Below are 24,053 nucleotides of genomic sequence, written 5' to 3' on the forward strand. Positions count from 1 at the left end.
ACGCCTCCACCTCCTTGCGACGAAGCCGCTTGCGCAGCACCGGCTGCTCGGCCGCGTCCACCCCGTGCAGTTGAAAGATATGCTTCGACGTATCCATTCCGATGCGGATACTCTGGCTCACGGACGGCCCCCTCGTTTGAGATCTTCACCGACCTCATTCTGGCACAGCGATGCCGTAGGGGGCCGTCCACACCATCAAGCCCCTGTCTGTCGTGAGTCACCTGCGCCGGGGATATGGATCCCGGGCTCGCGAACCTGCGGTTCGCGCCCCGGGATGACGTGAAGCGACGTCGACCGTCTACTTCTGCGCCGCCGCCGCCGCCGCTTCGAGGTTCTCCAAGAGCGCCGGTGCGAGCCTGAGGGCGGCGGCGAGCTTGGCCAGGAACGCCGTCTCGGCCGGGTTGTCGGAATTGATGGCGAGGCGGGCCGCCGCGTAGACCTGGGCGCCGACGGCCGGCGAGGTCGCCTGGGCGGCCAGCGCCTCGGGCGACAGCGGCTTGGCGAACGCGTTGACCAGGAAGGCGGTCGCGTCGGCGTCGAGGCCCGCCTTGGCGAGGCCGCCGACGATGTGGGTCCGCTCCGCCTCGTCGAGCACGCCGTCGGCCGCCGCCGCGGCGATCATGGCGTGCACCAGGAGGAGCGCCGTCGCCTCGTCGGTCGCCGCGTCGGCGGTCTCGCCGAACGGGCTCGCAGCCGGGGCCGGCGTGACGCCGCCGCCGAGATCGACCAGCGGCTTGCCGGCCTTGTAGGCCTCCAGCGCCCGGTAGGCGAGGCCGCCGATCATGGCGAGGCCGCCGAGCTTCGCCGCCGAGGCGGCGACGCCGCGGCCGGCGCCGGTGCCGAGCAGCAGCGCGGCGAGCCCGCCGAGCGCCGCCCCGCCGGCGAGCTGGTTGCCGGCGACGAGCTCGCGCGCCCGCGCCAGGAGATCGCCGGCGCTCGAGCCGGTCGCCTGGGTGAGGGCCGCGTCGGCCTTGGCGCCGATGCCGGTGGACGCTTCCACGTCGCGGGCCGCCTCCTGCACGCCGGTCTTGGCGGCGCCGAGGATCTGCCCGATCACGCTGGCGAAGCTGCCGGTGCCGACCGGTGCGCCGGCGGCGCCGTCGCGCATCCCGGCCTGGAGGTCGGTCGCAGCCTGCCCGAGCACGCTGCTGATTCCGCCGGCGGCGCCGTTCTTGCCGCCCAGAATCGTGTCGAGGATCGTCTTCGAATCCATGAGCTCAATCTCCTGTCGCGAGGTCCGGGCGCAGTGCTCTGTCCGGCGTGGTCCTGGCGCAAAAATCACCGCACGCTCGGCGGCGGCCCTACGGGCGTCGTCCGCCCGCAAGAAGGCGCCGCGCTGAAAACGACCGCGCGGGTGCCGGTAGTATAGGAAGATTTCAGCCGTTCGGCACGCGCCGCGACGCGCGTCCACACCCGGCGCTGCGCAGGGCGCTACGCCCGCTGGGGCGGGCGAATCGGGTCGATCGGGGTGGGCGTGCGGGCCGCCGACGCCTCAGGCGTGGCCGGCCTCGCTCGACAGCATGCCGGGCGGGATGCCGATCTTCTCCAGCGCGCGGTCGTACTTGCGCTCGGTGTCGGGGCCGAAGATCAGCTCCGAATCGGCGGCGCAGTGCAGCCACCCGTTCGACTGGATCTCGGTCTCGAGCTGGCCCGGCGCCCAGCCGGCATAGCCGAGCGCCAGCACGGCCGAGAGCGGCCCGTCGCCGCGGGCGATCGCCTTCAAAATGTCCAGCGTGGCGGTCAGGCAGATGCCGTCGTCGATCGGCAGGGTCGAGTTCTCGATGAAGAAGTCGGCCGAGTGGAGGACGAAGCCGCGTCCGGTCTCGACCGGGCCGCCGCGCAAGACCTTCACGGCGCCGGCGCGCGGCGGCAGGATGATCAGATCGGAGGCGGGAATGACCTCGAGCTGGACCAGGAGGTCGGCGAACGAGATGTTCGGCGCCGGCTGGTTGACGATGATTCCCATCGCCCCTTCCGACGAATGCGCGCACACATAGATGAGGCTGCGGGCGAAACGCTCGTCGCGCATGCTCGGCATGGCGATCAGCATCTGTCCGTCGAGGTAGCCCCGCTTGGGCTCGTGCTGCTGCGCGATCTTCCGGGCGGCTTTCATCTCGGCGAGATTACTCCGAGGGGCGCGGGTTCGGCAACGCGGCTGGCCGTCGCCCGGGCCGCGACGCGCGCGCACCCCCTCTGCAGGACCTTTGAAATCCGGTCGGGCGGTCCGACCTTACGCGGGACACGAGACCAGGTGATGAACGGAGCGGCGACTCGCGCCATGCAGGCGGTCGGTTCCATGGGCAGATGGCTCGCACTCCTTCCGGCGCTGGGCCTGATGCTGGCTGTCGGGGCGGTGCCCGGACCGGCCTTTGCGGGCGGTGCCTCGGCTTCCGCCTGGGACGGCGACAATCGCGCCGCGGTCCGCCTCGTCGGCGGAACGCCGGGACCGGACCCGGCGTTCCTCGCGGCCGGCGCGGAAATCCGGCTCGCCCCCGGCTGGAAGACCTATTGGCGGTATCCCGGTGACTCGGGCGTGCCGCCGCGCTTCGATTTTTCCGCCTCCACCAATGTCCGGGCCGCCACGGTGCGATGGCCGGCGCCGAAGCGATTCGAGGACGGTGGCGGCACGGCGATCGGCTATTCGCAGCGGGTCTTGTTTCCGCTCGCGGTCGAGCGCATCGACCCGGCGAAGCCGGCGACCCTGGTGCTCGCTCTCGACTATGCGATCTGCGAGAGGCTGTGCGTCCCGGCCTCCGGGCGCGCCACGCTGACGCTGCCGGCCGGGACCGGCGAGGCCGCCGCCGTCACGGCCGCCCTGGCGCGCGTGCCGAAGCCCGCGGCGGTCGGCGCCGACGGGCCGCTCGCGGTGCGCAGCGTGCGGGTGGAGGGGGACTGGCCGAAGCCGCGGGTCGTCGTCGCCGTCGCGGCGCCGGCCGGCACGACGCCCGACCTGTTCGCTGAAGGGCCGAGCGAGGACTGGGCCCTGCCGCTGCCCGAGCCTATGGGGGAGGGGCCGGACGGCACCCGTCTGTTCGGCTTCGCGGTCGACGGTGCGCCGCCCGGCACCGACCCGAGGGGCACCACCCTGACGCTGACCGCCACGGCCGGCGACGTCGCCGTCGAGGTGAAGGCGCGGCTCGACTGACACGGCGCCTCGCCTCGGCTCGCCCGGGGCGCGCGCGAAAGGCTTGCGCCGTGTCGCACGGATGCTTCTATTCGCGGCGTAACGGTACTGCGGCCCGGCACGCCGGCCCGCGGCACCGGAATCCCCCTCCGGACGGCGGTGCGTTCCGCCGCGCCGGGCCGCCCATCGAGGACGAGAGAGACCATGCCCATCACAGTCGGCGATCGCATTCCCGAGGCCAAGTTCCGCGTCATCACGGCGGAGGGACCGGCCTGGGTCTCCACCGACGAGATCTTCAAGGGCAAGACCGTGGTGCTGTTCGCGGTGCCCGGCGCCTTCACGCCGACCTGCTCCAACAACCACCTGCCGGGCTTCCTGCGTCACGCCGACGCCATCAAGGCGAAGGGCGTCGACACCATCGCGGTGACGTCGGTCAACGACGCCTTCGTGATGGAGGCGTGGAAGAAGGCGAGCGGCGCCGAGGGCAAGATCGAGTTCCTGGCCGACGGCAACGGCGACTTCGCCAAGGCGGTCGACCTGACGATCGACATCTCGGCCGGCGGCCTCGGCGTGCGCTCCAAGCGCTACGCCATGCTGGTCGAGGACGGCGTCGTGAAGAAGCTCTCGGTCGAGCAGGAGACCGGCAAGGCCGAGCTGTCGAGCGCCGACGCGCTCCTGGCGGCGATGTAGGTCTGTACTGTCCGGGCGTATCCGCGGCCCTATCGCCTCGCGGCTCCATCGTTCCCTCCCCCCTTGTGGGGGAGGGACAGGGAGGGGGGTGAGCCGCAGTCTCTGAGTTTGCGGCTCACCCCCCTCTCCACCTCTCCCCCACAAGGGGGGAGAGAGCCGGCTGCGGCGAGCCGAACCACCTCACACCGTCATCGGTGTTCCAGCGTCTACCCCCGCTCCGCCCGCTGGGCGGCGCGGAGCTCGGCGATCGCCTCGCGGGCGAGCTCGTCGGCGCGTTCGTTGAGGTCGTGGCCGGCGTGGCCCTTGACCCAGTGCCAGGCGACGTCGTGGCGGCGGATCGCCTCGTCGAGGCGCTGCCACAGGTCGACGTTCTTCACCGGCTTCTTGTCGGCCGTCTTCCAGCCGTTCCGCTTCCAGCCGTGGATCCAGCCGGTGATGCCCTGGCGCAGATACTGGCTGTCGGTGTGGAGGTCGACGGCGCAGGGGCGCTTGAGCGTCTCCAGCGCGACGATCGCCGCCATCAGCTCCATGCGGTTGTTGGTGGTCAGCGGCTCGGCGCCCTTCAGCTCGCGGGTGCGACCGTCCCATTCGAGGATCGCGCCGAAGCCGCCCGGGCCGGGATTGCCCGAGCAGGCGCCGTCGGTGTGGATGATGACGCGCTTGGCCGCCGCGCCCGTGTCGTCGCTCACGCTCGCCTCGATCCCTGTGGTCACGCCGCGTCGATGCCGTAGTCGCGGGCGCCGCCGATCGTCTGGTGGAAGCGGAGCTTGCGGTAGTATTCGAGCGGGTCCTTGCGGCGCACCAGCGCGCCGGCCGGCACCGCGAACCAGTCGTACAGCCGGGTCAGCAGGAAGCGCAGGGCGGCGCCGCGGCACAGCACCGGCAGGGCGGCGCTCTCGTCGCGCGACAGCGGCCGCACCTTGCCGTAGCCGTCGAGCAGGGCGCGGCCCTTGGTGACGTTGTAGGCGCCGTCCGGCTCGAAGCACCAGGCGTTGAGGCAGATCGCGACGTCGTAGGCGAGCGTGTCCGTGCAGGCGAAGTAGAAGTCGATCAGGCCCGACACCTTGTCGCCGAGGAAGAACACGTTGTCGGGGAAGAGGTCGGCGTGGATGACGCCGCGCGGCAGCCCGTCCGGCCAGCCGCCCTCGAGGGCGGCGAGCGCCGTCTCGACGGCGTCGGCGAGGCCGGGCGTCACCTCGTCGGCGCGCGCCTCGGCGGCCTCGAACAGCGGCCGCCAGCCGTCGACCGAGAGCGAATTGCGCCTCTCCATCGGAAAGTCACGGCCGGCGAGATGCAGGGCGGCGAGCGCGCCGCCGAGCGCGTGGCAATGGGCGACGCCCGGGCGCCGCAGCCACATGCCGTCCAGGAAGGTGACGATCGCGCAAGGGCGGCCGGCGATCCGGCCGAGCGCCTGGCCGGCCCGGCTCTTCACCGGCTGCGGGCAGGTCAGGCCGCGCGCCGCGAGATGCTCCATCAGGCCGATGAAGAACGGCAGGTCGGCCTCGGCGACCCGCTTCTCGTACAGGGTCAGGATGTAATGGCCGCGCGACGTGTGCAGGAGGAAGTTCGAGTTCTCGACCCCCTCGGCGATGCCCTTGCAGGACAGGAGGCTGCCGAGGTCGTAGTCGGCGAGATAGGCCTGCAGCTCGTCGGCCGTGACGTCGGTGTAGACGGCCATCCCACCCCCAAAGAGCATTGTTCCGCGACGTGGAGTCCCTCCCGCCGCGGACAATGCACCCCCTCAAAAACTGCATTCGAAGGCCCGGGACGCCGCTCGCGCGGCGCGCCCCTCACTCGGCGGCGGTGCCGGAGGCCTTGTCGAGCTCCCGGAGCTGCCGCGGCAGCGGGAAGAACATGCTTTCGGTGGCGCCCGACACGGTCTCGACCGCGACGTCGAAGCGCGCCGCGAAGGCGTCGATGATCTCCTCGACCACCACCTCGGGGGCCGAGGCGCCGGCCGTGAGGCCGAGCGTCCGGATGCCGCCGAGCTGCGACCAGTCGATGTCGGCGGCGCGGTCGACGAGCTGCGCGTGCGGGCAGCCGTTGCGTAGGGCGACCTCCTGCAGGCGCTTGGAGTTCGAGGAGTTCGGCGAACCGACCACGATCAGGGCGTCGACCCGCGGCGCCACCGTCTTGACGGCCTCCTGCCGATTGGTGGTGGCGTAGCAGATGTCTTCCTTGTGGGGCGCCGTGATCTGCGGGAAGCGCCGCTGCAGGGCCGCGATGATCCCGGTGCAGTCGTCGATCGACAGCGTCGTCTGGGTCACGTAGGCGAGCTTCGACGGATCGCGCGGCGTGAAGGTCTCGACGTCCGCCACCGTCTCGATCAGCGTGATGGCGCCGGGCGGGAGCTGGCCCATGGTGCCTTCCACCTCGGGGTGGCCGGCATGGCCGATCAACACGATCTCGAGGCCGCGCTTGTGGTGCACCTCGGCCTCGCGATGGACCTTGGAGACCAGCGGGCAGGTGGCGTCGAGGGCGAAGAAGTTGCGCTTGGCGGCGCTCTCCGGCACGGACTTCGGCACGCCGTGGGCCGAGAACACCACGGGCGCCGTGGTCTCCGGGATCTCGTCGAGCTCCTCGACGAAGATCGCGCCCTTCTTCTTCAGGCTCTCGACCACGTAGCGGTTGTGGACGATCTCGTGGCGCACATAGACGGGCGGCCCGTACAGCGCCAGCGCCCGCTCGACCGTGTCGACGGCCCGCACCACGCCGGCGCAGAAGCCGCGCGGCGAGCACAGCAGAATCTGCAGCGGCGGCTTGGTCTTGACGGTGGAGTCGACGCCCGAAGCGGCGTCCGTGGCGTCGCGGGCGGGCGGCATGGCTGGTCCCTGGCTCGTCATGTCGTCTCCTGATCCGTCGGTTTGGCCTCCCCCCGGAGCCCTGTCAAGGCAGGGGTCCGGGCGGGTTGCGCCGGGGCCGGCGTCTCGACTATATAGGTCTTGAATTCCGTCATTTCCTGAAATGACACAGGCTTCGCCTCCGAGGGGCGGGCGAGGCACAGAGGAGCTTTGACCCATGTCCACCCAGCCGCTCATGCCCAAGGCCACCGCCGTCTGGTTGGTCGAGAACACGGCCCTCTCGTTCGATCAGATCGCCGATTTCTGCAAGCTGCACCCGCTCGAGGTGAAGGCGATCGCCGACGGCGACGCCGCCCAGGGCATCAAGGGCCTCGACCCGATCGTCACCGGCCAGCTCAGCCGCGAGGAGATCGCCCGGGCCGAGAAGGATACCTCCGTCCGGCTGCGGCTCGCCGAGTCGAAGGTGCGGGTGCCGGAGGCCAAGCGCAAGCGTGGGCCCCGCTACACCCCGGTGTCGCGCCGCCAGGACCGCCCCAACGCGATCCTCTGGCTGGTGCGCAATCATCCCGAGCTGAAGGACAGTGCGGTGATGCGCCTGGTCGGCACCACCAAGGCGACCATCAAGGCGATCCGCGACCGCACCCACTGGAACTCGGCCAGCCTGACGCCGCTCGACCCGGTGACGCTCGGCCTGTGCTCGCAGATCGACCTCGACATGGAGGTCGCCCGCGCCGCCAAGGAGCGGCCGCCGACCGACACCGATCAGGGCGTCACCCTGCTGCCGGCCGAGGTCACCACCGGGCCGGACGCCGAGGAGGCCGAGGAGGACAGCCGCCGTCCGAGCGAGGAGCTCGACGTCGAGGCGGTGTTCGCCAAGCTCAAGCAGATCGGCGGCGGCAAGGGCGACGAGGACGACGAGGACTGACCGCCCCGACGGTCGCCGGCTGCGCTAGAAGCCCTGTGATGCGGGTATACCGGGCACGCGATGGCTGGACCGGGCCTGTGAGGAGCGGCCGAAAGGCCGCGTCTCGAACCCTGCGGCCCCTCGGGACGAGGTCGGAGCGGGCCGATGGCCGACGCTCCGACGTGAAACCACTCCGACGTGAAACGAGCGATCCGCGGTCGGTGAAAACGTTTTCACCGACCCTCGAAGGGCCACGCGGCCGCTCCCTGCAGGATCGATCGGTGTGTCGAAACGCCCGTCGCCGCGCCCGGCGCGGACGCGCTGCGATCGAGGGCGAGATCAGACGCGCAACATCAGGGGCGCCCGTCGGGGCTCGCCGCCTGCTTCTCGGTGCGGCCCTGGGTCAAGGCCCAATGCACCGCCTGGGTGCGGGACGGCAGGCCGAGTCGCGCCAGGATGCCCGACACGTGGATCTTCACCGTGTTGGGGGACAGCCCGAGCTGGCGGGCGATCTCGACATTGGTGAGCCCGTTGGTCATCAGCGACAGCACCTGCCATTGGCGCTTGCTGAGGATCGGCTGACGCTCGTCGCCGCTGTCGCCGCCGTGCCCGCGATGCGCGAGGCCGCGCACCGCCGGGCGCGGCGCCACGGCGGTCAGCACCGCCGCTTCGAGTCCGCCGGCGACGGCCGAGGTGATGTCCGGCCGCTCGGCGACGACGTCCGACAGTCCGGCGGCGTTCGGGACCGCGGTCGGGCCGGCGGCCCGTTGCGCCTCGGCCAGGGCGGCCGCCACCGCGGTGACGTCGACATGCAGCAGGACCGCGCGGCTGCCGTCGGACGCATGGGGCAGCCCGAGCAGCATGAACGATGTGTTCTGGACCGGGGAGCGGCGTTGATAGACGATCGAGACGATATCGGTCTGGCCGGCGAGAAGCTGGGAGATGCCGGTGATCAGGCGAGGCGACAGGGGGTCCGCGAAGGCACAGAAGCGCAGGTAGTTCTCGCCGATGCCGTAATTGGGCGGCGACCGATCCTCGAAGGGCAGCACCAGACCGCCGGCATCCACAAAGGATTTCCATTGCGGATTGACCGCGAGAATGAACCCGAACCGGTCCAGCAGCGCGGCGTAGACGGTCAGGTCGCGGAACAGTGCGTCGGAGGTGGTCACTCGGAATCCCCTACTGCGACTCGGGCTCGGCGATCCGTCGGGCCGGGAGACGACCCATGTCCGGGCCAATCCTCCGACCATGCGCGACATGAAGTGTCACGTATTCGTGACTCGCTGGGCGGTCGGAGTGTACTAGCCTCAAGTCTAATTCCTAATTGGAGCCGTATTAGCCCGTCTGATTGTGCATTTTCGGACCTCGCCGATCGGCAACTTATTCCCTATAAACTTTAGGATGAGTGCGATCTCGTTTCGATCTGCATGAGTGTACTTGTTTCGAAGCTACACAATCGCAATCCGCCACTCGAATCAATCCCGATCAGCCACAAGCAAGTCTGGTTCAACCCCTCGTCTTCTCGAATTAGGAAACTATCTGTCACCTTTGTCTCCCAATCCTTGCCTGTGTCGTCGAGGAATGAGGTTTCAGGCCACGAGCCCGCGCGAACTCACGTGATTGTGATCAGTTTGCTTCGAACGCGAGCGGGGGGTGCTGCAACCGCCGGTGCCGATCTCCGGGCGGGCTGTCCGACCCGGCGGCGGCAGGCCGCGAATCAACGCGGCCGCAGAGGAATTCGGCGACACCGGAACGGGCTTTCCGGTCGAAGGGCGCTGCGGCAGAGGCAGTTCCGAGGCGGATTAGCCCTGGCTGCGCGCAGTTGCTAGCGTGCAGTGAAACATCGGCAACCGAGCACAGCCATGGCGGAGCACGACGCGTCCCGACCCGGTCCGCCATCGCCCTGCGAGACGGGCGCCGGGCCGTCGGCCGCGCGGGAAAGCCGGGCGGCACGCCTGCGGCGGAGCGGCGAACGCGGGCTGCGCAGCGCCATGCATGTGTGGTGGCGGCTCAGCCGCGGCATGACGCTCGGCGTGCGCGCCATGGTGATCGACGGCGACGGCCGGGTGCTGCTGGTGAAGCACTCCTACGTCTCGGGCTGGTACCTGCCGGGCGGTGGCGTCGAGCCCGGCGAGACCCTGCACGAGGCGCTGGAGCGCGAGCTCTTCGAAGAGGGCAATGTCCGGCTGACCGGCGCGCCGGCCCTGCACGGCCTCTACCTCAATGCGCACGTGTCGCGGCGTGATCACGTCGCGCTCTACGTGGTGCGGGCGTTCGAGCAGCCGTCGGCGCCGATCCCGAACCGCGAGATCGTCGCCACCGGCTTCTTCGCGCTCGACGCCCTGCCGGACGAGACGACGCGCGGCACCCGCGCCCGCATCGCCGAGGTTTTTCACGGCACTCCGGCGACCGGTCGCTGGTGAGTCACGCCTTGGCGAAGCGGTCGCGGTCGTGCGGGGCCGAGAAGTCGAGCTCCGGCCCGAGCGGCACGATGCCGGTCGGGTTGATGGTGGGGTGACTGCCGTAATAGTGCCGCTTGATGTGATCGAGCGACACGGTCGCGGCGACGCCCGGCACTTGCCAGAGGTCGCGCAGATAGTTCGACAGGGCCGGATAGTCGGCGATCCGCCGCAGGTTGCACTTGAAGTGCCCGACATAGACGGCGTCGAAGCGGATCAGCGTCGTGAACAGGCGCCAGTCGGCCTCGGTGAGCCGGTCGCCGACCAGATAGCGCTGCGTCGCGAGCCGCGCCTCGATCGCGTCGAGTGCCGCGAACAGCGCCCGGAACGCCTCCTCGTAGGCGCTTTGGGTCGTCGCGAAGCCGGCCCGGTACACGCCGTTGTTGATGGTGGCGTAGACGAAGGCGTTGATGCGGTCGATCTCGTCGAGCAGGTCGGCCGGCGCGTAGTCGTCTGTCACGTCCGTGAAGGCGTCGAAGGCGCGGTTCAGCATCCGCATGATCTCGGCCGACTCGTTGTTGACGATGGTGGCCCGGGCCGTGTCCCACAGCACCGGCACGGTCACCCGTCCGGAGTAGTCGGGCTTTGCCGCGACATAGACGTCGGCGAGCGTGCGGGCGCCGAGGACAGGGTCGCCGGTCGATCCTTCCGCAGTCTCGAAGGTCCAGCCGGAGCGGCCCATCAGGGGCGACACGATCGACACCGGGACCACGTCGTCGAGCTGTTTCAGCGCCCGCTTGATCAGGGTGCGGTGCGCCCACGGGCAAGCGAGCGACACGTAGAGCCGGTAGCGCCCGGGCGCGGCCGGGAAGCCGCCGTCGCCGCTCGGGCCGGCGGTGCCGTCGGCCGTCACCCAATGGCGGAACTGCGACTCGGTGCGGACGAAACGCCCGCCGGTCTCCTTGGTGTCGTACCACTGGTCGTGCCAGACGCCGTCGACGAGCAGACCCATGCGTTTCTCCGCCTTCGCCTTCCCGGCCGTGAACGCTTCTCGGGCCGGCCGATGCCTGCTATCTAGGCGCAACGGCCGCGCCCGGCACCCCCTCCCGAGCCCGTTCCCAGTCGCATGACGGACCTGTCGCTCACCATCCTTCCCGAGACACCGGCCGACACGGCCGCGGTCGAGCGGCTGCACGAGCGCACCTTCGGCCCTGGCGCCTATGCCCGCACCGCGTATCGGATCCGCGAGCGGGCCGCGCACCACCGCGACCTGTCGTTCCTGGCCCGCATCGGCACCCTGCTGGTCGGCTCGGTGCGGCTGACCGCGATCCGCATCGGCGACACCAGGGCGCTGCTGCTCGGGCCGCTGACCGTCGAGCCGCCGTTCCGCGACCGCGGCATCGGCCTCGAGCTGATGGAGCGGGCGCTCGCCGAGGCCCGCGCCCGCGGCCACACGCTCGTGCTGCTGGTCGGCGACGAACCCTATTACGCCCGAGCCGGCTTCAAGCGCGTGCCGCGTGGCAGCGCCGTGATGCCCGGTCCGGTCGATCCCGCCCGCCTGCTCGTCGCCGAGCTCGAGCCCGGCGCCTTCGACGGCGTCTCGGGTCCGGTCCGCCCGGACTGGGACGCCTGATCGGTCGGCGTCGTCGACGAGCGTCCACGAAGCCACGAAGAAGACTCGCAGAGGAGTTCCCATGCTCGACCTGACGCGACGGCTGGCCACAGCCGCCACGGTGCTCGCCGCCACCCTCGCTCTGGCGCCCGGCGCGCACGCCCAGGCGCCGGCCTATCCGGCCCAGCCGGTGCGCTTCCTGATCGCCTTCGCGCCGGCCGGCCCGGCCGACATCATCGGCCGCATTGTCGGGCTCAAGCTGCAGCAGCTCTGGGGCCAGTCGGTGGTGATCGAGAACCGCGGCGGTGCCGGCGGCAACATCGCGGCCGTGCAGGTCGCGCGCGGCCAGCCGGACGGCTACACGGTGCTGGTCTCGACCAGCGCCTTCGCGGTCAATCCGAGCCTCTACAAGAACCCGGGCTATGCCGGCGAGACCGACTTCAAGGTCGCCGGCCTCGCGGCGACGACCCCGAACCTGATCGTCGCCGCGCCCGATCTCGGCGCCAAGACGCTGAAGGACGTGATCGCGCTGTCGAAGACCAAGAGCCTCGCCTTCGGCTCGGCCGGCACCGGCACGACGCCGCATCTCTCGGGCGAGCGCATCTTCCGCTTCCTCGCCAAGGTCGACATCCCGCACGCGCCGTTCACGGGCGCCGGCCCGGCCCTCAACGCCGTGATGGGCGGCCACGTGGCGCTCGCCAGCGTCGCCATGCCGGCGGCGACCGAGCTCGTGAAGTCCGACAAGGTGGTGCCGCTCGCGGTGACCAGTGCCAAGCGGGTCGAGGCGCTGCCGAACGTGCCGACCGTCGCCGAGGCCGGGCTCGACGAGGTCGACGACGCCACCTGGGTGGCGCTGTTCGTGCCGGCCAAGACGCCGCAGGCCGTGATCGACAAGCTCAACGCCGACCTCAACACGGTGCTGAAGGATCAGGACGTGAAGGAGCAGTTCGCCCGCATCGGCTTCTCGGCGCTGGGCGGCTCGCAGGCCGACGCCGAACGCTTCGTCAAGGCCGAGATCACCAAGTGGGGCGACGTGGTCAACCGCATCGGCCTGAAGATCGACTGATCTGATCAGGGGGGCGGAAGGTCCTGACATCGCAGCGTCGTGCCCCGGACAAGGCGCAGCAGGCCGCAGGCCTGGTGCGCCGCAGAGCCGGGGCCCAGGGCGATCTGCCGAGGGACTGTCGAGAGACATGGCTTGCGACGTGGCGACGCCGTATGCGTCGCCCTGGGTCCCGGCTCGGGCCGCACCGCTTCGCGCTGCAGCCCGTCCGGAACACGGATGCGCGGTGACACGCCGCTCTCTGCTTTCTGATCAGCTTCGCAGCACGCGTGCGGGATTGCCGGCGACCGTGGCGCCGGGCGGCACGTCGCGGGTGACGATGCTGCCGGCGCCGATCACGGCGTCGTCGCCGACCGTCACGCCGGGCAGGATCACGGCGGCGCCACCGATCCAGACGTTCTTTCCGATCACCACGGGCCGGCCGAGCTCCAGCCCGGCGCGGCGCGTTTCCGGATCGCGCGGATGGTCGGCCGCGTAGATCTGCACGGCCGGGCCGATCTGCGTGGCGTCGCCGATCGTGACGGCGACCACGTCGAGGATCACGCAGTTGTAGTTGAGAAAGACGTCGCGCCCGAGCGCGATGTTGAAGCCGAAGTCGCAGAAGAACGGCGGTCGGATCACGGCGCCGTCGCCGACCGCGGCGAGCTTTTCACGCAAGACCTCGCGGCGCGCTGCCGCGGACGTATCCAGCATGGCGTTGTAGCGCGCCAGCCAGGTCTTGGTCGCCGCCTGGTCGGCCTGGATCTCGGCGTCGCCGGGGCGATAGAGCTCGCCGGCGAGCATCTTCTGCTTTTCGCTCCGCACGTTCCCTCGCCTTCTCTCGTGTCCTCTGACTACAAACAAAAAGGCCGCCGGTTCCGGCGGCCCTTCTTTTTCCTCCGTCATGGCCGGGCTTGTCCCGGCCATCCACGATCTAGCTGTTGCGAAGCATTCAGTTCGTGGATGCCCGCGACAAGCGCGGGCATGACGAGTCAGAGATTGTGACGGCTGGTATGACGGGTCAGAGTCCCGACGCTCGCCGGACGGCGAGTCTCACACCTTCACGGCCATCACGTCGCGGGCGATCTTCGAGAACTCCTCGTCCGTCACCAGGCCGCGCTTGGCGATGCCCTTGTCCTTCACCTGCTTCAGCATCTCGCCGACCAGCGCGTCGTCCGGGATCGGCAGACCGAGCTTCTCCAGCGTGTAGGTGATCGACGCCTTGCCGCTCTTCTTGCCGAGCACCACGTCGCCGGCCCGGCCGGTCAGTGCCGGATGCGTGCCGAACATCGCGAGCGGCTCCTTCACCACGAGGTCCACCCCGATCCCGGACTCGCGGGTGAAGTTCTTGGAGCCGAGGATCGGCTTGTTGGCGGCGATCGGCACCCCGGTGATGCGGCTGACCAGCGCGCCGAGCTCCGGCAGCTTGTCGAGCTTGTATTGCTTGTCGTAGCCGTACAGCACGTGCAGCGCGACCATCAGCTCTTCCAGCGCGGCGTTGCCGGTGCGCTCGCCGAGCCCGTTGGCGCAGGAGTGGATGCAGCTCGCGCCGGCCTCGACGCCGGCGAGCTCCGTCGCCACCGCCATGCCGAAGTCGTTGTGAGTGTGCACCTCCACGGGCAGGTTGGTGAGCGCCTTCACGCGGCGCACCATGTATTTGATTGCCTCGGGCAGCGCGCAACCCATGGTGTCGACGATGCCGATCGAGTCGGGCGGCGCCTCCTGCATCAGGCGGGTGAGCAGGTTCTCCAGATCCTCGGGGCGCGCCCGCGTCGTGTCGTAGGGGAAGTAGACGGCGTAGAGGCCGCGCTTCTTGGCGTAGTTCACGACCTCGATGCTCTTCCGCAGCACGTCTTCCCAGGTCCACTTGAACTGGTACTTCAGCTTCGGATAGCCGATCGGGATCTCGATGATCACGCCGTGGCAGCCGCAGTCGAGCGCCTTGTCGATGTCGACCGTGACGGCGCGCGCGAAGGAGAAGATCTTCGACTTCAACCCGAGCTTCGAGATCTCCTTGATGGCGGTGAAGTCCATGTCGGAGACGGCCGGCATGCAGGCCTCGATGCGCTCGACCCCGACCTCGGCGAGCTTCTCGGCGATCGCCACCTTGTCGGCGACGTCCATGACGATGCCGGGCGTCTGCTCGCCGTCGCGCAGCGTCGCGTCGTGAATCTCGACCTTGGCCGGGAGCTGCCGGGCCGCGACGACGTCGGCGGCGTTGTTGTAGGGGGAGACCCACCACTCGTTGTCGCGGATGTGAGAGTCGCTCATCGGATCACCTTGGTGGTCGAGGGTTGGTCGTCGCGGGGGCGCGAGGTTGGCAGAGGCGCGCGATCATGGGCCGCACGAGCGCACGCGGAGGGAGCCGGTGTTTAACGCGGCCGGACGCGGTCCGTCCATCCGGCCCCACGCAGGGCGGTCCCGCCGTTGCGACAGGGAGAACGCGCACTTTCCCTCCCCCCGCTGTGCGGGGAGAGGGTGGCTCGCCTCGAAGAGGCGAGTCGGGTGAGGGGGCGTTTCCGCAAGGCAGAGACTCGCGGTGGCGCCCCCTCACCCGACGTCCGCGCTGATCGCGCGAACGTCGACCTCTCCCCGCACGCGGGGAGAGGTGGGGCCCCGCGCGCGGGGAGAGGTGAGAGCGGGCAAGAGCCTACCGCCCCTCGCGGGCCCAGGTGAGGGCGAGGCTGCCGACCAGGAGGAGGAGGCCCAAAAGGCCGGCGAACATCGGCAGCACGCCGACGCCGCGCACCACGCTGGCGTCGCGCATCTTCAGGCCGATCCAACTGTCGCCCTTGAAGGTCTCGGACGAGCGCACCGCGACGACGCGCGGCACGTCGGCCTCGGCGCCGGCGCGCGCGAGAAGTCGCCGGGCGCTGCCGCCGGTCGCGTCGGTGAGCGGCGCCATCACGTCGGTGGTCGAGGTCACCTCGGAGAACTCGCGCGGGTTGGGCGGCCCGACATTCACCATCGCGGTGAGCTTGCCGTCGGAGGCGCGCCACAGGCCGAGCTCGTTCGCCTCGATGCTCTTGCGCCAGACGCCGGCGTCGGCCGGGTCGAGCTCGAGCGTGCGGGTCGCGCCGGACGGCGCCGTCAACGTCACGGGCGCCGCCGTCTCGGCCATGGTCTGGCGCTGCACGACGATCTCGCGGCCGCGGGCGAACAGCCGCAGCGCCTCCTCCTCGAGATCCGGTTGCTTCATCAGCCAGTGCGACAGCCGGCGCAACAGATCGATGTGCGGCCCGCCGCCCTCGTAGCCGCGCGCCCACAGCCAGATGTGATCGGACAGCAGGAGCGCGACGCGGCCCTCGCCCTCGCGGGCGAGCACCAGCAGCGGCTTCTCGTCCGGCCCCTTCATCACCGTCATGCCCTCGATCGAGCGGGCGTCGACCAGGCGGAACCAGCGGCTCCAGGCCGGCGGCTCGGCGCCGGCGCCCTCCAGGGTGCGGGTGACGGGATGGCGCTTGCCGAGATCGGTCAGCGCCGCGTGGAACGCCTGCTCGGTGACGCGGCCGTTCGGCTCGGCCGGCAGGATCGACTCGAGCGGCGTGCGCCACAGCGAGGTCTGGCTGGCGTAGTCGGGGCCGGCCGCGACCAGCACGGCGCCGCCGTCGCGCACGTAGCGGGCGATGTTGTCGAAATAGATGATCGGCAGCACGCCCTGGCGCGCGTAGCGATCGAAGATGATCAGCTGGAACTCGTTGATCTTCTGCTGGAACAGCTCGCGGGTCGGAAACGCGATCAGCGACAGCTCGTTGATCGGCGTGCCGTCCTGCTTCTCCGGCGGGCGCAGGATGGTGAAGTGGACGAGGTCGACATTGGCGTCGGACTTGAGGAGATTGCGCCAGGTGCGCTCGCCGGCATGCGGCTCGCCGGAGACGAGCAGCACGCGCAGCTTGTCGCGCACGCCGTCGATCGAGACGACGGCGCGGTTGTTCAGCGGAGTGAGCTCGTCGAGGATCGGCGATGCCTCGATCTCGACGATGTTCTGGCCCGGATGCGGGATCGGCACCTGCACGCGCACCTGATCGCCCGACAGCACGCTGCGGCGCTCGATCGTCTCGCCGTCGCGGCTGATGCGCACCTCGGCGGGGCCGCGCGGCGCGCCCGTGTCCTCGACCCGGAACGTGATGGTCTGCTGCTGGCCGACGATGCCGAAGCGCGGCGCCGAGACGAGGACGACGCGGCGGTCGCGCTCGCCCGGATGGCCAGTGACCAGCGCATGCACGGGCGCCGAAAAGCCGAGCGCGCCGGTGTCGGCCGGCACGTCGTGGACGCGGCCGTCGGTCAGCATGATGGCGCCAGCGACACGCTCCGGCGGCACGTCGGCGAGCGCCGCGCCGAGCGCGCCGAACAGACGGGTTCCGTCGCTCTCGCCGTCGGCCTGGCCGGCCTCGACGGTGCGCAGCTCGAGTCCGGTGATGCGCGCCAGCCGCTCGGTCAGCGCGGCGCGCGCGGCTTCCGCCTGCGCGGCGCGCTCGCCGAATCCTTGGCTGGCGCTCTTGTCGACCACCATCACGGCGACCGACGACAGCGGCTCGCGGTCCTCGCGGGTGAAGGACGGATTCGCCAGCGCCAGCACCAGCAGCGCCAGCGCCAGCGTTCTGATCAGGGCACCGCGCATGCGGGCGACGATCAGCAGGAGCGCGATCACGCCGGCGACCGCCGCGGCGGCCCACACGACGTAATCGGGAACGAGCGGCGCGAACGAGATACCGAAGGTCATGCGGTGTCCGGTGCTGCGACGTGTTCAGCGTCGTCATGCCCGGGCTCGTCCCGGGCATCCACGCCTTCGGCCGCTGTTGAACGCAACCCCGTGGATGGCCGGGACGAGCCCGGCCATGACGGGCGAGGCAGTCCGCCTCTCATTGTCCCAGCTCTCATTGTCCCAGCCGCTCCAGCAGCGCCGGGACGTGGACCTGGTCGGCCTTGTAGTTGCCGGTCAGGGCGTACATCACGATGTTGACGCCGGCCCGGAAGGCGTGCTCGCGCTGGCGCGGCTCGCCCGGCACCAGCGGCAGCAGCGCCTGGCCGTCCGGCCGCGTCGCCCAAGCGCCGGCGAGGTCGTTCGACGTGATCAGGATCGACGAGACGCCGTCGCCGGCGCGGGCCGGGCGGCGCTCGTCCGGCCCGTCCGGGTCGGCGGCTGGCATCGCCTCCACCCACAGCCGTCCGGCCGTGAAGCGGCCCGGGAAGTCGCGCAGCAGGAAGAACGTCTTGGTGAGCACGTGCTCGCGCGGGATCGGCTCCAACTCCGGGATGTCGAGCGACGACAGGATGCCACGCAGCGCCACCATGCCCGGGCTCCGCGTCTCGGCGCCGGGCGCCGCCTCGACGGCGTCGCGGGTGTCGAACAGGATGGTGCCGCCCTGCTTCATGTAGGCGTCGACGCGGGCGAGCGCCTGCGCCGACGGCTTCGGCGCGTCGGGCACGATCGGCCAGTAGATCAGCGGGAAGAAGGCGAGTTCGTCGCGCGCGATGTCGAGGCCGAGCGGCTCGCCGCCCTCCAGCGCGGTGCGCTGGCCGAGAAACACCGTGAGGCTCTGCAGCCCGGCCTTGCTGATCGCGTCGACCTCGGCATTGCCGGTCGTCACATAGGCGAGGCGGGCGCCCGAGGTCGCCTTGGCCGCGAAGGCATCGGCCTGCGGGTCGGCGGGGCGCGGCTCGGCCGCCTGCGCCGGCGGCGGCGCGACGGTCGAGAGCGCCACGGCGAGGCCGACGAGAATCGCGGCCGGGGCGCGGCGCCAGCCGGTCAGGCGGGCGAGCCCGCCGGCGAGCCAGAACACGATCAGGGCGTCGACGAGCGCCAGCGCCATGGCGCCGAGCAGGATCGGTCCGCGCAGGTCCTGCGGCTCGGTCGCCCGGTACGGCTCGATGCGGGCGCCGAGCGGGGCGAGGTCGAGCGGCTTCGGGCGGTCGGTGGCGAGGAGCGTGTTCACGGCGACGAGGCCCTCCGGCGGCCCGTAGAAGCCGGGCGGATTGTCGGCGGTGGCACGGCCCGCGAAGCCCGCGGCGACCGGCCGGGCGGTCGGCGGCGGCGGGCCGAACACGCCGTAGCCGTCGAGCAGGCGGGTCGGCGCCACCGTGTCGGCGGTGCCCTGCGCTTTCGCGCCCGCCTCCGGTCCGACCGACGTGCCGGACAGGCCGACGACGCGGCGGAGCATCTCGACGAAGGCGCCTGACAGCGGCAGGTCGGACCAGCGGGTGTCGGCCGTGACGTGGAACAGCACCACCATCCCCTTGCCGCGCTTGGCGGCGGTGACGAGCGGCGTGCCGTCGGCGAGCGCCGCCCAGGTGTGATCGACGAGCGCGGAGTCGGGCTCGGCCAGCACCTGCCGGCGGACCGTGACGTCCTCGGGCACCGGCAGGCCGGCGAACGGCCCGTCATGCGAGAAGCTCGCGAGCCGCTGTGGCTGCTCCCAGCTGAGACTCCCGCCGAGCACCCGGCCGCCGCGGCGCAGCCGCACCGGCACGAGGTCGTCGTCGGCCGCCGCGAGCCGCGGCCCGGCGAAGCGCACCAGCACGCCGCCGTCCTCGACCCAGCGGGTCAGCTTCTCGCGCGCCGGTCCGGCGACGTTGCCGACATCGGCCAGCACCAGCATGGGCAGCCGCTGGTCGACGAACTGGCCGACCGCCTCGGCCGGCGATCCGCGCTCGGCGATGCGCGCGTCGGCGAAGGGGGCGAGCGCGCGGCCGAGATAGAACGTCGAGGCGAGCAGCGGCTGCGCCGTCTCGGTGGTCGAACCGGTGACGACGCCGACGGTGCGGCGGCGCCAGCGCTTGTCGAGCAGCTGCACGGCACCGGCCGACGACTCGCCCATGATCTCCAGCCGCGCGATGTCGTTGCGCAGCTCGACCGGCAGGTCGAAGCGCGCCTCGGTCTCGGTGGCCCCGCCGCCGAAGCCGAACGACGTCTCGCCGAGCGGCAGGCCGCGCAGATCGAGCGCCCGCACCGTGCCGGCGGTCGGGCCGTCGGCCACGGCGCGCAGCACCTTGACGGAGAGCCCGCCGGCGGCGTTGTCGGCGGCGGCGAGCGCCAGCGCCGGCCGCACCCCGCCGCTCACCACGGTGACGGCACGGTTTTCGGCGAGCGCCTTCAAGCCGTTGACGAAGTCCGGCGCGCGGCCGAGATCGACGTCGTCGGCGAGCCAGACGACCTCCGCCTCCGGCGTGCCGGCGACGAGGCGGCCGATGGCCGGCAGCGCGTCGGCGCGCTCGACCGCGTGCGGCTTCGGCCGGATGGTGCGCAGCCGCGCCGCGGCGGCGTCCGGCGGCTCGAAGGAGAGGTCGCGGGTCGGCTCGGAGAGCGGCACCAGGGCGACGCCGCGGCCGTCCGCCTGGGCGCGGGCGACGAGATCGGTCGCGGTGCGCATCCGGGCGTCGAACGTGGAGGCCGACGACCAGCCGTCGTCGATCAGCACGACGAGCGGCGCCTTGGCCGTGGCGGTCGACACCGGCGGATTCCACAACGGCCCGGCGGCGGCCAGGATCACGAGGGCGGCGAGCGTCAGCCGCAGCAGCGTCAGCCACCACGGCGTGCGGGCCGGCGTCTCCTCCTTGGGGGCGATGTCGAACAGGAGGCGGGTCGGCGGGAAGTCGACGCGGCGCGGCCGCGGCGGCACGAGACGCAGCAGCCACCACAGCAGCGGCAGGCTGACGAGCCCGATCAGCACGAGCGGCGAGGCGAAGGCGAGCGGCAGCCCGGGGATCATGCGGACCTCGCTTCGGCGAACGCCGCGGTGTCGGTTTCGGCGTCGGCGCCGGTCTCGTCGCCGCGCTCCGCGTCCGGCGCCGGCTCGCTGCGGGCGGCCGGCGACACGGCGCCCCGTCCGGCGGAGAGGCGGGCGTGGAGCTGCAGCATCAGGTCGGTCGCCGGACGGTCGGTGCGGTGGATCACGAAGCTCCAGCCGATGCGGTCGGTCTCGGCGCGAATCTGGCTGCGGTGGAGCGCGATGCGGGTCGTGTAGTCGTCGCGCCACGCCTCGGCCCGGCCGGCCGTGACGGCGCCGAAGCCCTCGGGCTCGACGAACTCGACGCGGCCCGAATACGGGAACGTCTCCTCGGCCGGATCGACGATCTGCACGACATGGCCGTGCGCGCCGGCGGCGGAGAGCCGCGCCAGCGTCTGCCGGATCTCGCCGATCGGGCTCCACAGGTCGGCCAGCACCAGCACCTCGGACAGCGGCGAGGGCGAGAAGGCCGGCGGCAGGCTCGCGCGCTCGGCCGCGTCGTGCAGGAAGGCCTGCACCATGCGGTCGATGACGTTGCGGTTGGCCGTCACCGGCATCAGGCCCGGGATGCCGACGCGCTCGCCGCCCTGCACCAGCACCTCGCCGAGCGCCAGCGCCATCACCAGGGCGCGCTCGAGCTTGCTGTCGGTCGCCAGCCGCGAGCGGAATGCCATCGAGGGCGAGCGGTCCGGCCAGATCCACACCGTGTGGGCGGCCTCCCATTCGCGCTCGCGCACGTAGAGGTGCTCGTCGCGCGCCGAGCGGCGCCAGTCGACGCGGGCCGAGGATTCGCCGGAGACGAAGCGGCGGTACTGCCAGAAGTTCTCGCCCGGACCGGCGCGGCGGCGGCCGTGCAGGCCGTGGATGACGGTCGCGGCGACGCGGCGCGCCTCCAGCACCAGCCGCGGCATCAGCGCCGCGAGGTGACGGCTCGACGCGCCGGCGCGATCGAGCGCCTGCTGCTCGGGTGTTCGCGTCTCGGGCGGCCGCTTGTCGCGACCCGGCGAGGCGGTGGGGGTTGCCGCCATCGGCCTATCCGATCCGGCCCTTCAGCCGGCCGATGATCCCCGGCACGGTCTCGCCGTCGGCGCGGGCCGCGAAGGTGAGCGCCATGCGGTGCTTGAGGATCGGCTCGGCGAGCGCCAGCACGTCGTCGATCGACGGCGCGTAGCGGCCTTCGAGCAGCGCGCGGGCGCGCACCGCGAGCATCAGCGCCTGGCTGGCGCGCGGCGACGGGCCCCAGGCGATCAGCTTGCCGTCCGGGCCTTCGGCGCCGGGGCGGGCTGAACGCACCAGCGCGAGGATCGCCTCGACCACCGACTCGCCGACCGGCAGGCGACGGACCAGCCGCTGCGCCGCGATCAGGTCGTCGGCGCTCATCGCCGGCTTCGCCGTGCCCTGCTCGGCGCCCGTGGTGTCGAACAGGATCTTCCGCTCGGCTTCGAGATCCGGGTAGTCGACGTCGATCTCCATGAGAAAGCGGTCGAGCTGCGCCTCGGGCAGCGGATAGGTGCCTTCCTGCTCCAGCGGGTTCTGGGTGGCGAGCACGTGGAACGGCTTCGGCAGGTCGTGGCGGACGCCGGCGACCGTGACGTGCTGCTCCTGCATGGCCTGGAGGAGCGCCGACTGGGTGCGCGGGCTCGCGCGGTTGATCTCGTCCGCCATCAGCAACTGGCCGAACACCGGTCCCGGGATGAAGCGGAAGCTGCGCTTGCCGCTCGGGTTCTCCTCCAGCACCTCGCTGCCGAGGATGTCGGACGGCATCAGGTCGGGCGTGAACTGGATGCGCTTGGCGTCGAGGCCGAGCACCGTGCCCATGGTGTCGACGAGCTTGGTCTTGGCGAGGCCGGGAACGCCGACCAGCAGCGCGTGACCGCCCGACAGGATCGTGATGATGGCGTGCTCGACGACCCGGTCCTGCCCGAAGATCACGGTGCCGACCGCGGCACGCGCGGCCCGCACATGGCTCGCCGTCGTCTCCGCGGCGCGCACGATCATGTCTTCCAGCTTCTCGAGATTCTCGCCGCTCGGCGCCATGCCGTGCTCCTCGTCGGGGCCGCCCGACGGGTCCGCCGGGCCGGCCGATCAACCACTCCGGATACGGTCCGGACACCACTCCGGACCTGTCCGGACACCATCGGCCGCCGGCTTTCCGGATCGACCTCACCCTGCGACGCGAGCCATGCATCGATCGGGCCAGCCGACTGTTGCGCCCGGCCGTTCCCACTCTCACCTATGCACCATAGGCTGTCGAGATGAGTCGGGGCGGGACACCACCGCATCACGTTCGCGCGACCGTTTCGGGCGAGCGGACGAGGGGCGGGGATCGGCGTCGGCGACCGCGCAGCCGGACAGAGTCGAGGCGAACCGTGGCGAAGGAAGGGCAGAGCGGGACGGGGCAGGGCGGAGCCGGACCGATCGAGTCGCTCGCCGGCGCCGTGACGGCCGCGGCCGGCCGCGGGCCGCCGCCCGTGCATCTGTGGAATCCGCCCGACTGCGGCGACATCCCGATGCGCATCGCCGCCGACGGCACCTGGTTCTACCAGGGTAGCCCGATCGGGCGGGCCGCGCTCGTCAAGCTGTTCGCCTCGGTGCTGCGCCGCGACGGCGACCGCTACGTGCTCGTCACGCCGGTCGAGAAGTGCGGCATCGTGGTCGACGACGCGCCCTTCCTGGCGGTCGAGATGGTGGCCGAGCCGGCGGCCGGGGACGGCGCGCCGGTGCTGCGCTTCCGCACCAATGTCGACGACTGGGTGACGTGCGACGCCGACCACGCGCTCCGCTTCGAGCCGGAGCCCGGCACCGGCGGGCTCAAGCCCTACCTGCACGTGCGGCGCGGCCTGTGGGCTCGCGTCGTCCGGCCGGTCTATTACGACCTGGTGGCGCGTGGCGAGGAGCGCGCGGTCGACGGCGCCGCCATGTTCGGCGTCGCCTCGGGCGCCGCCTTCTTCCCGATGACGTCGGCCGACGCTTTGAATGATCACCTGTGACGATGATGGGGGGCAGACGCCGATGACCACGACCGACCAGCCGGCGGTCGATCCGCTCACGCTCGGCCACGCCTTCTTCGACCTTGCGCGCGAAAGGCTGGACATGGTGGTGCCGGCGGCGCTGACCGATCCGGAGCAGCCGGCGACCCGCGGCGACATCGACCTCGACCCCGACCTGTGGACGGCGGCGGGCGTCATCCCGGCGCGGCCGGCGGCCGTGCTGATCGGCATCGTCGACCGGCCGGAGCCGGGCATCATCCTGACCCAGCGCACCACCAGCCTGCCGAGCCACGCCGGACAGATCGCGTTTCCGGGCGGCAAGATCGATCCGGGCGACGCGACCCCGCTCGACGCGGCGCTGCGCGAGGCCGAGGAGGAGGTCGGGCTCGACCGCGGCCTCGTCGACCCGATCGGCTATCTCGACCTCTACTGCACGTTCTCCGGCTTCCGCATTCTTCCGGTGGTGTCGCGGGTCGCGCCCGGCTATACGCTGACCCTCAACCAGGCCGAGGTGGAGGATGCCTTCGAGGTGCCGCTCGCGTTCCTGATGGACAAGCAGAACCACGCCCTGCACAGCCGCGAGTGGAAGGGCCTGCGGCGGCGCTTCTACGTGATGCCGTATCAGGAGCGCTACATCTGGGGCGTCACGGCGGGGATCCTCCGCAATCTCTACGAACGCATCTACGAGAAATGATCAGGGAAGCGATCGGGTGTTCGCGGACGCGCTGCGATGTCGCGACGTTCATGATTGCGAGTTTCATGAT

The 24,053-nt window shown here is 71.3% G+C and carries 21 protein-coding genes and 1 pseudogene; 8 read left to right on the forward strand and 14 right to left on the reverse strand.

Going from position 1 to position 24,053, the window contains the following annotated elements:
- From CCR97_RS32370 to CCR97_RS23135, 3 genes and pseudogenes are all read right to left on the reverse strand, one after another.
- Nucleotides 1–121 (reverse strand): annotated as a pseudogene (locus CCR97_RS32370) (IS110 family transposase); the annotation flags it as partial.
- Nucleotides 122–298: 177 nt separating this feature from the next.
- Nucleotides 299–1,213 (reverse strand): DUF533 domain-containing protein, encoded by a 915-nt coding sequence (locus tag CCR97_RS23130; RefSeq protein WP_201159903.1) that lies wholly within the window; start codon nt 1,211–1,213, stop codon nt 299–301.
- Between the two features lie 279 nt (nt 1,214–1,492).
- Nucleotides 1,493–2,113, reverse strand: coding sequence for a YqgE/AlgH family protein (locus tag CCR97_RS23135; RefSeq protein WP_111360537.1), 621 nt, complete (start codon nt 2,111–2,113; stop codon nt 1,493–1,495).
- A gap of 183 nt (nt 2,114–2,296) precedes the next feature.
- On the opposite strand from CCR97_RS23135, the gene CCR97_RS23140 reads away from it, so the two are divergent.
- Together CCR97_RS23140 and CCR97_RS23145 are read left to right on the forward strand one after the other, a co-directional pair.
- Complete coding sequence (locus tag CCR97_RS23140; protein WP_201159904.1) at nt 2,297–3,145, forward strand: protein-disulfide reductase DsbD domain-containing protein; 849 nt, start codon at nt 2,297–2,299, stop codon at nt 3,143–3,145.
- A 183-nt stretch (nt 3,146–3,328) separates the two neighbouring features.
- The gene (locus CCR97_RS23145) at nt 3,329–3,814 is read left to right on the forward strand and encodes a peroxiredoxin (RefSeq protein ID WP_111360747.1); all 486 of its coding nucleotides are present in this window, start codon (nt 3,329–3,331) and stop codon (nt 3,812–3,814) included.
- A 206-nt stretch (nt 3,815–4,020) separates the two neighbouring features.
- Here CCR97_RS23145 and rnhA read toward each other — a convergent pair whose 3' ends face one another.
- The 3 genes from rnhA to ispH form a co-directional block, all read right to left on the reverse strand.
- Nucleotides 4,021–4,503: a ribonuclease HI gene (gene rnhA, locus CCR97_RS23150; protein ID WP_111359859.1), complete on the reverse strand. Its 483-nt coding sequence runs from the start codon at nt 4,501–4,503 to the stop codon at nt 4,021–4,023.
- A 20-nt stretch (nt 4,504–4,523) separates the two neighbouring features.
- Nucleotides 4,524–5,492 carry a homoserine kinase gene (locus CCR97_RS23155; RefSeq protein WP_111359858.1) on the reverse strand — a complete coding sequence of 323 codons (969 nt, stop codon included), beginning with the start codon at nt 5,490–5,492 and terminating at the stop codon, nt 4,524–4,526.
- Nucleotides 5,493–5,604: 112 nt separating this feature from the next.
- The gene (gene ispH / locus CCR97_RS23160; RefSeq protein WP_111359857.1) at nt 5,605–6,636 is read right to left on the reverse strand and encodes a 4-hydroxy-3-methylbut-2-enyl diphosphate reductase; all 1,032 of its coding nucleotides are present in this window, start codon (nt 6,634–6,636) and stop codon (nt 5,605–5,607) included.
- A 196-nt stretch (nt 6,637–6,832) separates the two neighbouring features.
- On the opposite strand from ispH, the gene CCR97_RS23165 reads away from it, so the two are divergent.
- Entirely contained in the window at nt 6,833–7,540 is a 708-nt protein-coding gene (locus tag CCR97_RS23165) for a DUF1013 domain-containing protein (protein WP_111359856.1), read from the forward strand.
- 332 nt (nt 7,541–7,872) lie between these two features.
- Here CCR97_RS23165 and CCR97_RS23170 read toward each other — a convergent pair whose 3' ends face one another.
- Nucleotides 7,873–8,778 (reverse strand): response regulator transcription factor, encoded by a 906-nt coding sequence (locus tag CCR97_RS23170; RefSeq protein ID WP_207199564.1) that lies wholly within the window; start codon nt 8,776–8,778, stop codon nt 7,873–7,875.
- Nucleotides 8,779–9,510: 732 nt separating this feature from the next.
- On the opposite strand from CCR97_RS23170, the gene CCR97_RS23175 reads away from it, so the two are divergent.
- Complete coding sequence (locus tag CCR97_RS23175; RefSeq protein ID WP_170145994.1) at nt 9,511–9,942, forward strand: NUDIX domain-containing protein; 432 nt, start codon at nt 9,511–9,513, stop codon at nt 9,940–9,942.
- A 1-nt stretch (nt 9,943) separates the two neighbouring features.
- Here the strand turns inward: CCR97_RS23175 and CCR97_RS23180 are convergent, their stop codons facing one another.
- Nucleotides 9,944–10,930, reverse strand: a complete 987-nt coding sequence (locus CCR97_RS23180; protein WP_111359388.1) for a glutathione S-transferase family protein — start codon at nt 10,928–10,930, stop codon at nt 9,944–9,946.
- Nucleotides 10,931–11,044: 114 nt separating this feature from the next.
- Between CCR97_RS23180 and CCR97_RS23185 the strand changes: the two genes are divergently transcribed.
- Together CCR97_RS23185 and CCR97_RS23190 are read left to right on the forward strand one after the other, a co-directional pair.
- Nucleotides 11,045–11,551, forward strand: a complete 507-nt coding sequence (locus tag CCR97_RS23185; RefSeq protein ID WP_111359389.1) for a GNAT family N-acetyltransferase — start codon at nt 11,045–11,047, stop codon at nt 11,549–11,551.
- Between the two features lie 61 nt (nt 11,552–11,612).
- A complete protein-coding gene (locus CCR97_RS23190) occupies nt 11,613–12,596 on the forward strand; it encodes a Bug family tripartite tricarboxylate transporter substrate binding protein (RefSeq protein ID WP_111359390.1) in 984 nt (327 codons plus the stop codon).
- 249 nt (nt 12,597–12,845) lie between these two features.
- Here the strand turns inward: CCR97_RS23190 and CCR97_RS23195 are convergent, their stop codons facing one another.
- From CCR97_RS23195 to CCR97_RS23220, 6 genes are all read right to left on the reverse strand, one after another.
- Nucleotides 12,846–13,397, reverse strand: a complete 552-nt coding sequence (locus CCR97_RS23195) for a sugar O-acetyltransferase (RefSeq protein WP_276330227.1) — start codon at nt 13,395–13,397, stop codon at nt 12,846–12,848.
- 228 nt (nt 13,398–13,625) lie between these two features.
- Nucleotides 13,626–14,843, reverse strand: coding sequence for a LeuA family protein (locus CCR97_RS23200; RefSeq protein ID WP_201159907.1), 1,218 nt, complete (start codon nt 14,841–14,843; stop codon nt 13,626–13,628).
- Between the two features lie 379 nt (nt 14,844–15,222).
- Entirely contained in the window at nt 15,223–17,295 is a 2,073-nt protein-coding gene (locus CCR97_RS23205) for a hypothetical protein (RefSeq protein WP_111360480.1), read from the reverse strand.
- Nucleotides 17,296–17,449: 154 nt separating this feature from the next.
- The gene (locus CCR97_RS23210; RefSeq protein WP_201159911.1) at nt 17,450–20,278 is read right to left on the reverse strand and encodes a DUF4159 domain-containing protein; all 2,829 of its coding nucleotides are present in this window, start codon (nt 20,276–20,278) and stop codon (nt 17,450–17,452) included.
- A complete protein-coding gene (locus CCR97_RS23215) occupies nt 20,278–21,327 on the reverse strand; it encodes a DUF58 domain-containing protein (RefSeq protein ID WP_111357425.1) in 1,050 nt (349 codons plus the stop codon). Before CCR97_RS23215 ends, CCR97_RS23210 begins: the two co-directional genes overlap by 1 nt.
- A 4-nt stretch (nt 21,328–21,331) precedes the next feature.
- On the reverse strand, nt 21,332–22,336 hold the full coding sequence (locus CCR97_RS23220) for an AAA family ATPase (protein WP_111357426.1): 1,005 nt from the start codon (nt 22,334–22,336) through the stop codon (nt 21,332–21,334).
- A gap of 332 nt (nt 22,337–22,668) precedes the next feature.
- Between CCR97_RS23220 and CCR97_RS23225 the strand changes: the two genes are divergently transcribed.
- Together CCR97_RS23225 and CCR97_RS23230 are read left to right on the forward strand one after the other, a co-directional pair.
- A complete protein-coding gene (locus tag CCR97_RS23225) occupies nt 22,669–23,289 on the forward strand; it encodes a DUF1285 domain-containing protein (RefSeq protein WP_338049129.1) in 621 nt (206 codons plus the stop codon).
- Between the two features lie 22 nt (nt 23,290–23,311).
- The gene (locus CCR97_RS23230; protein WP_111357427.1) at nt 23,312–23,983 is read left to right on the forward strand and encodes a CoA pyrophosphatase; all 672 of its coding nucleotides are present in this window, start codon (nt 23,312–23,314) and stop codon (nt 23,981–23,983) included.
- Nucleotides 23,984–24,053 lie beyond the last annotated feature (70 nt).

Origin of the sequence: Rhodoplanes elegans (genome assembly GCF_016653355.1) — a bacterium.
GTDB lineage: Bacteria > Pseudomonadota > Alphaproteobacteria > Rhizobiales > Xanthobacteraceae > Rhodoplanes > Rhodoplanes elegans.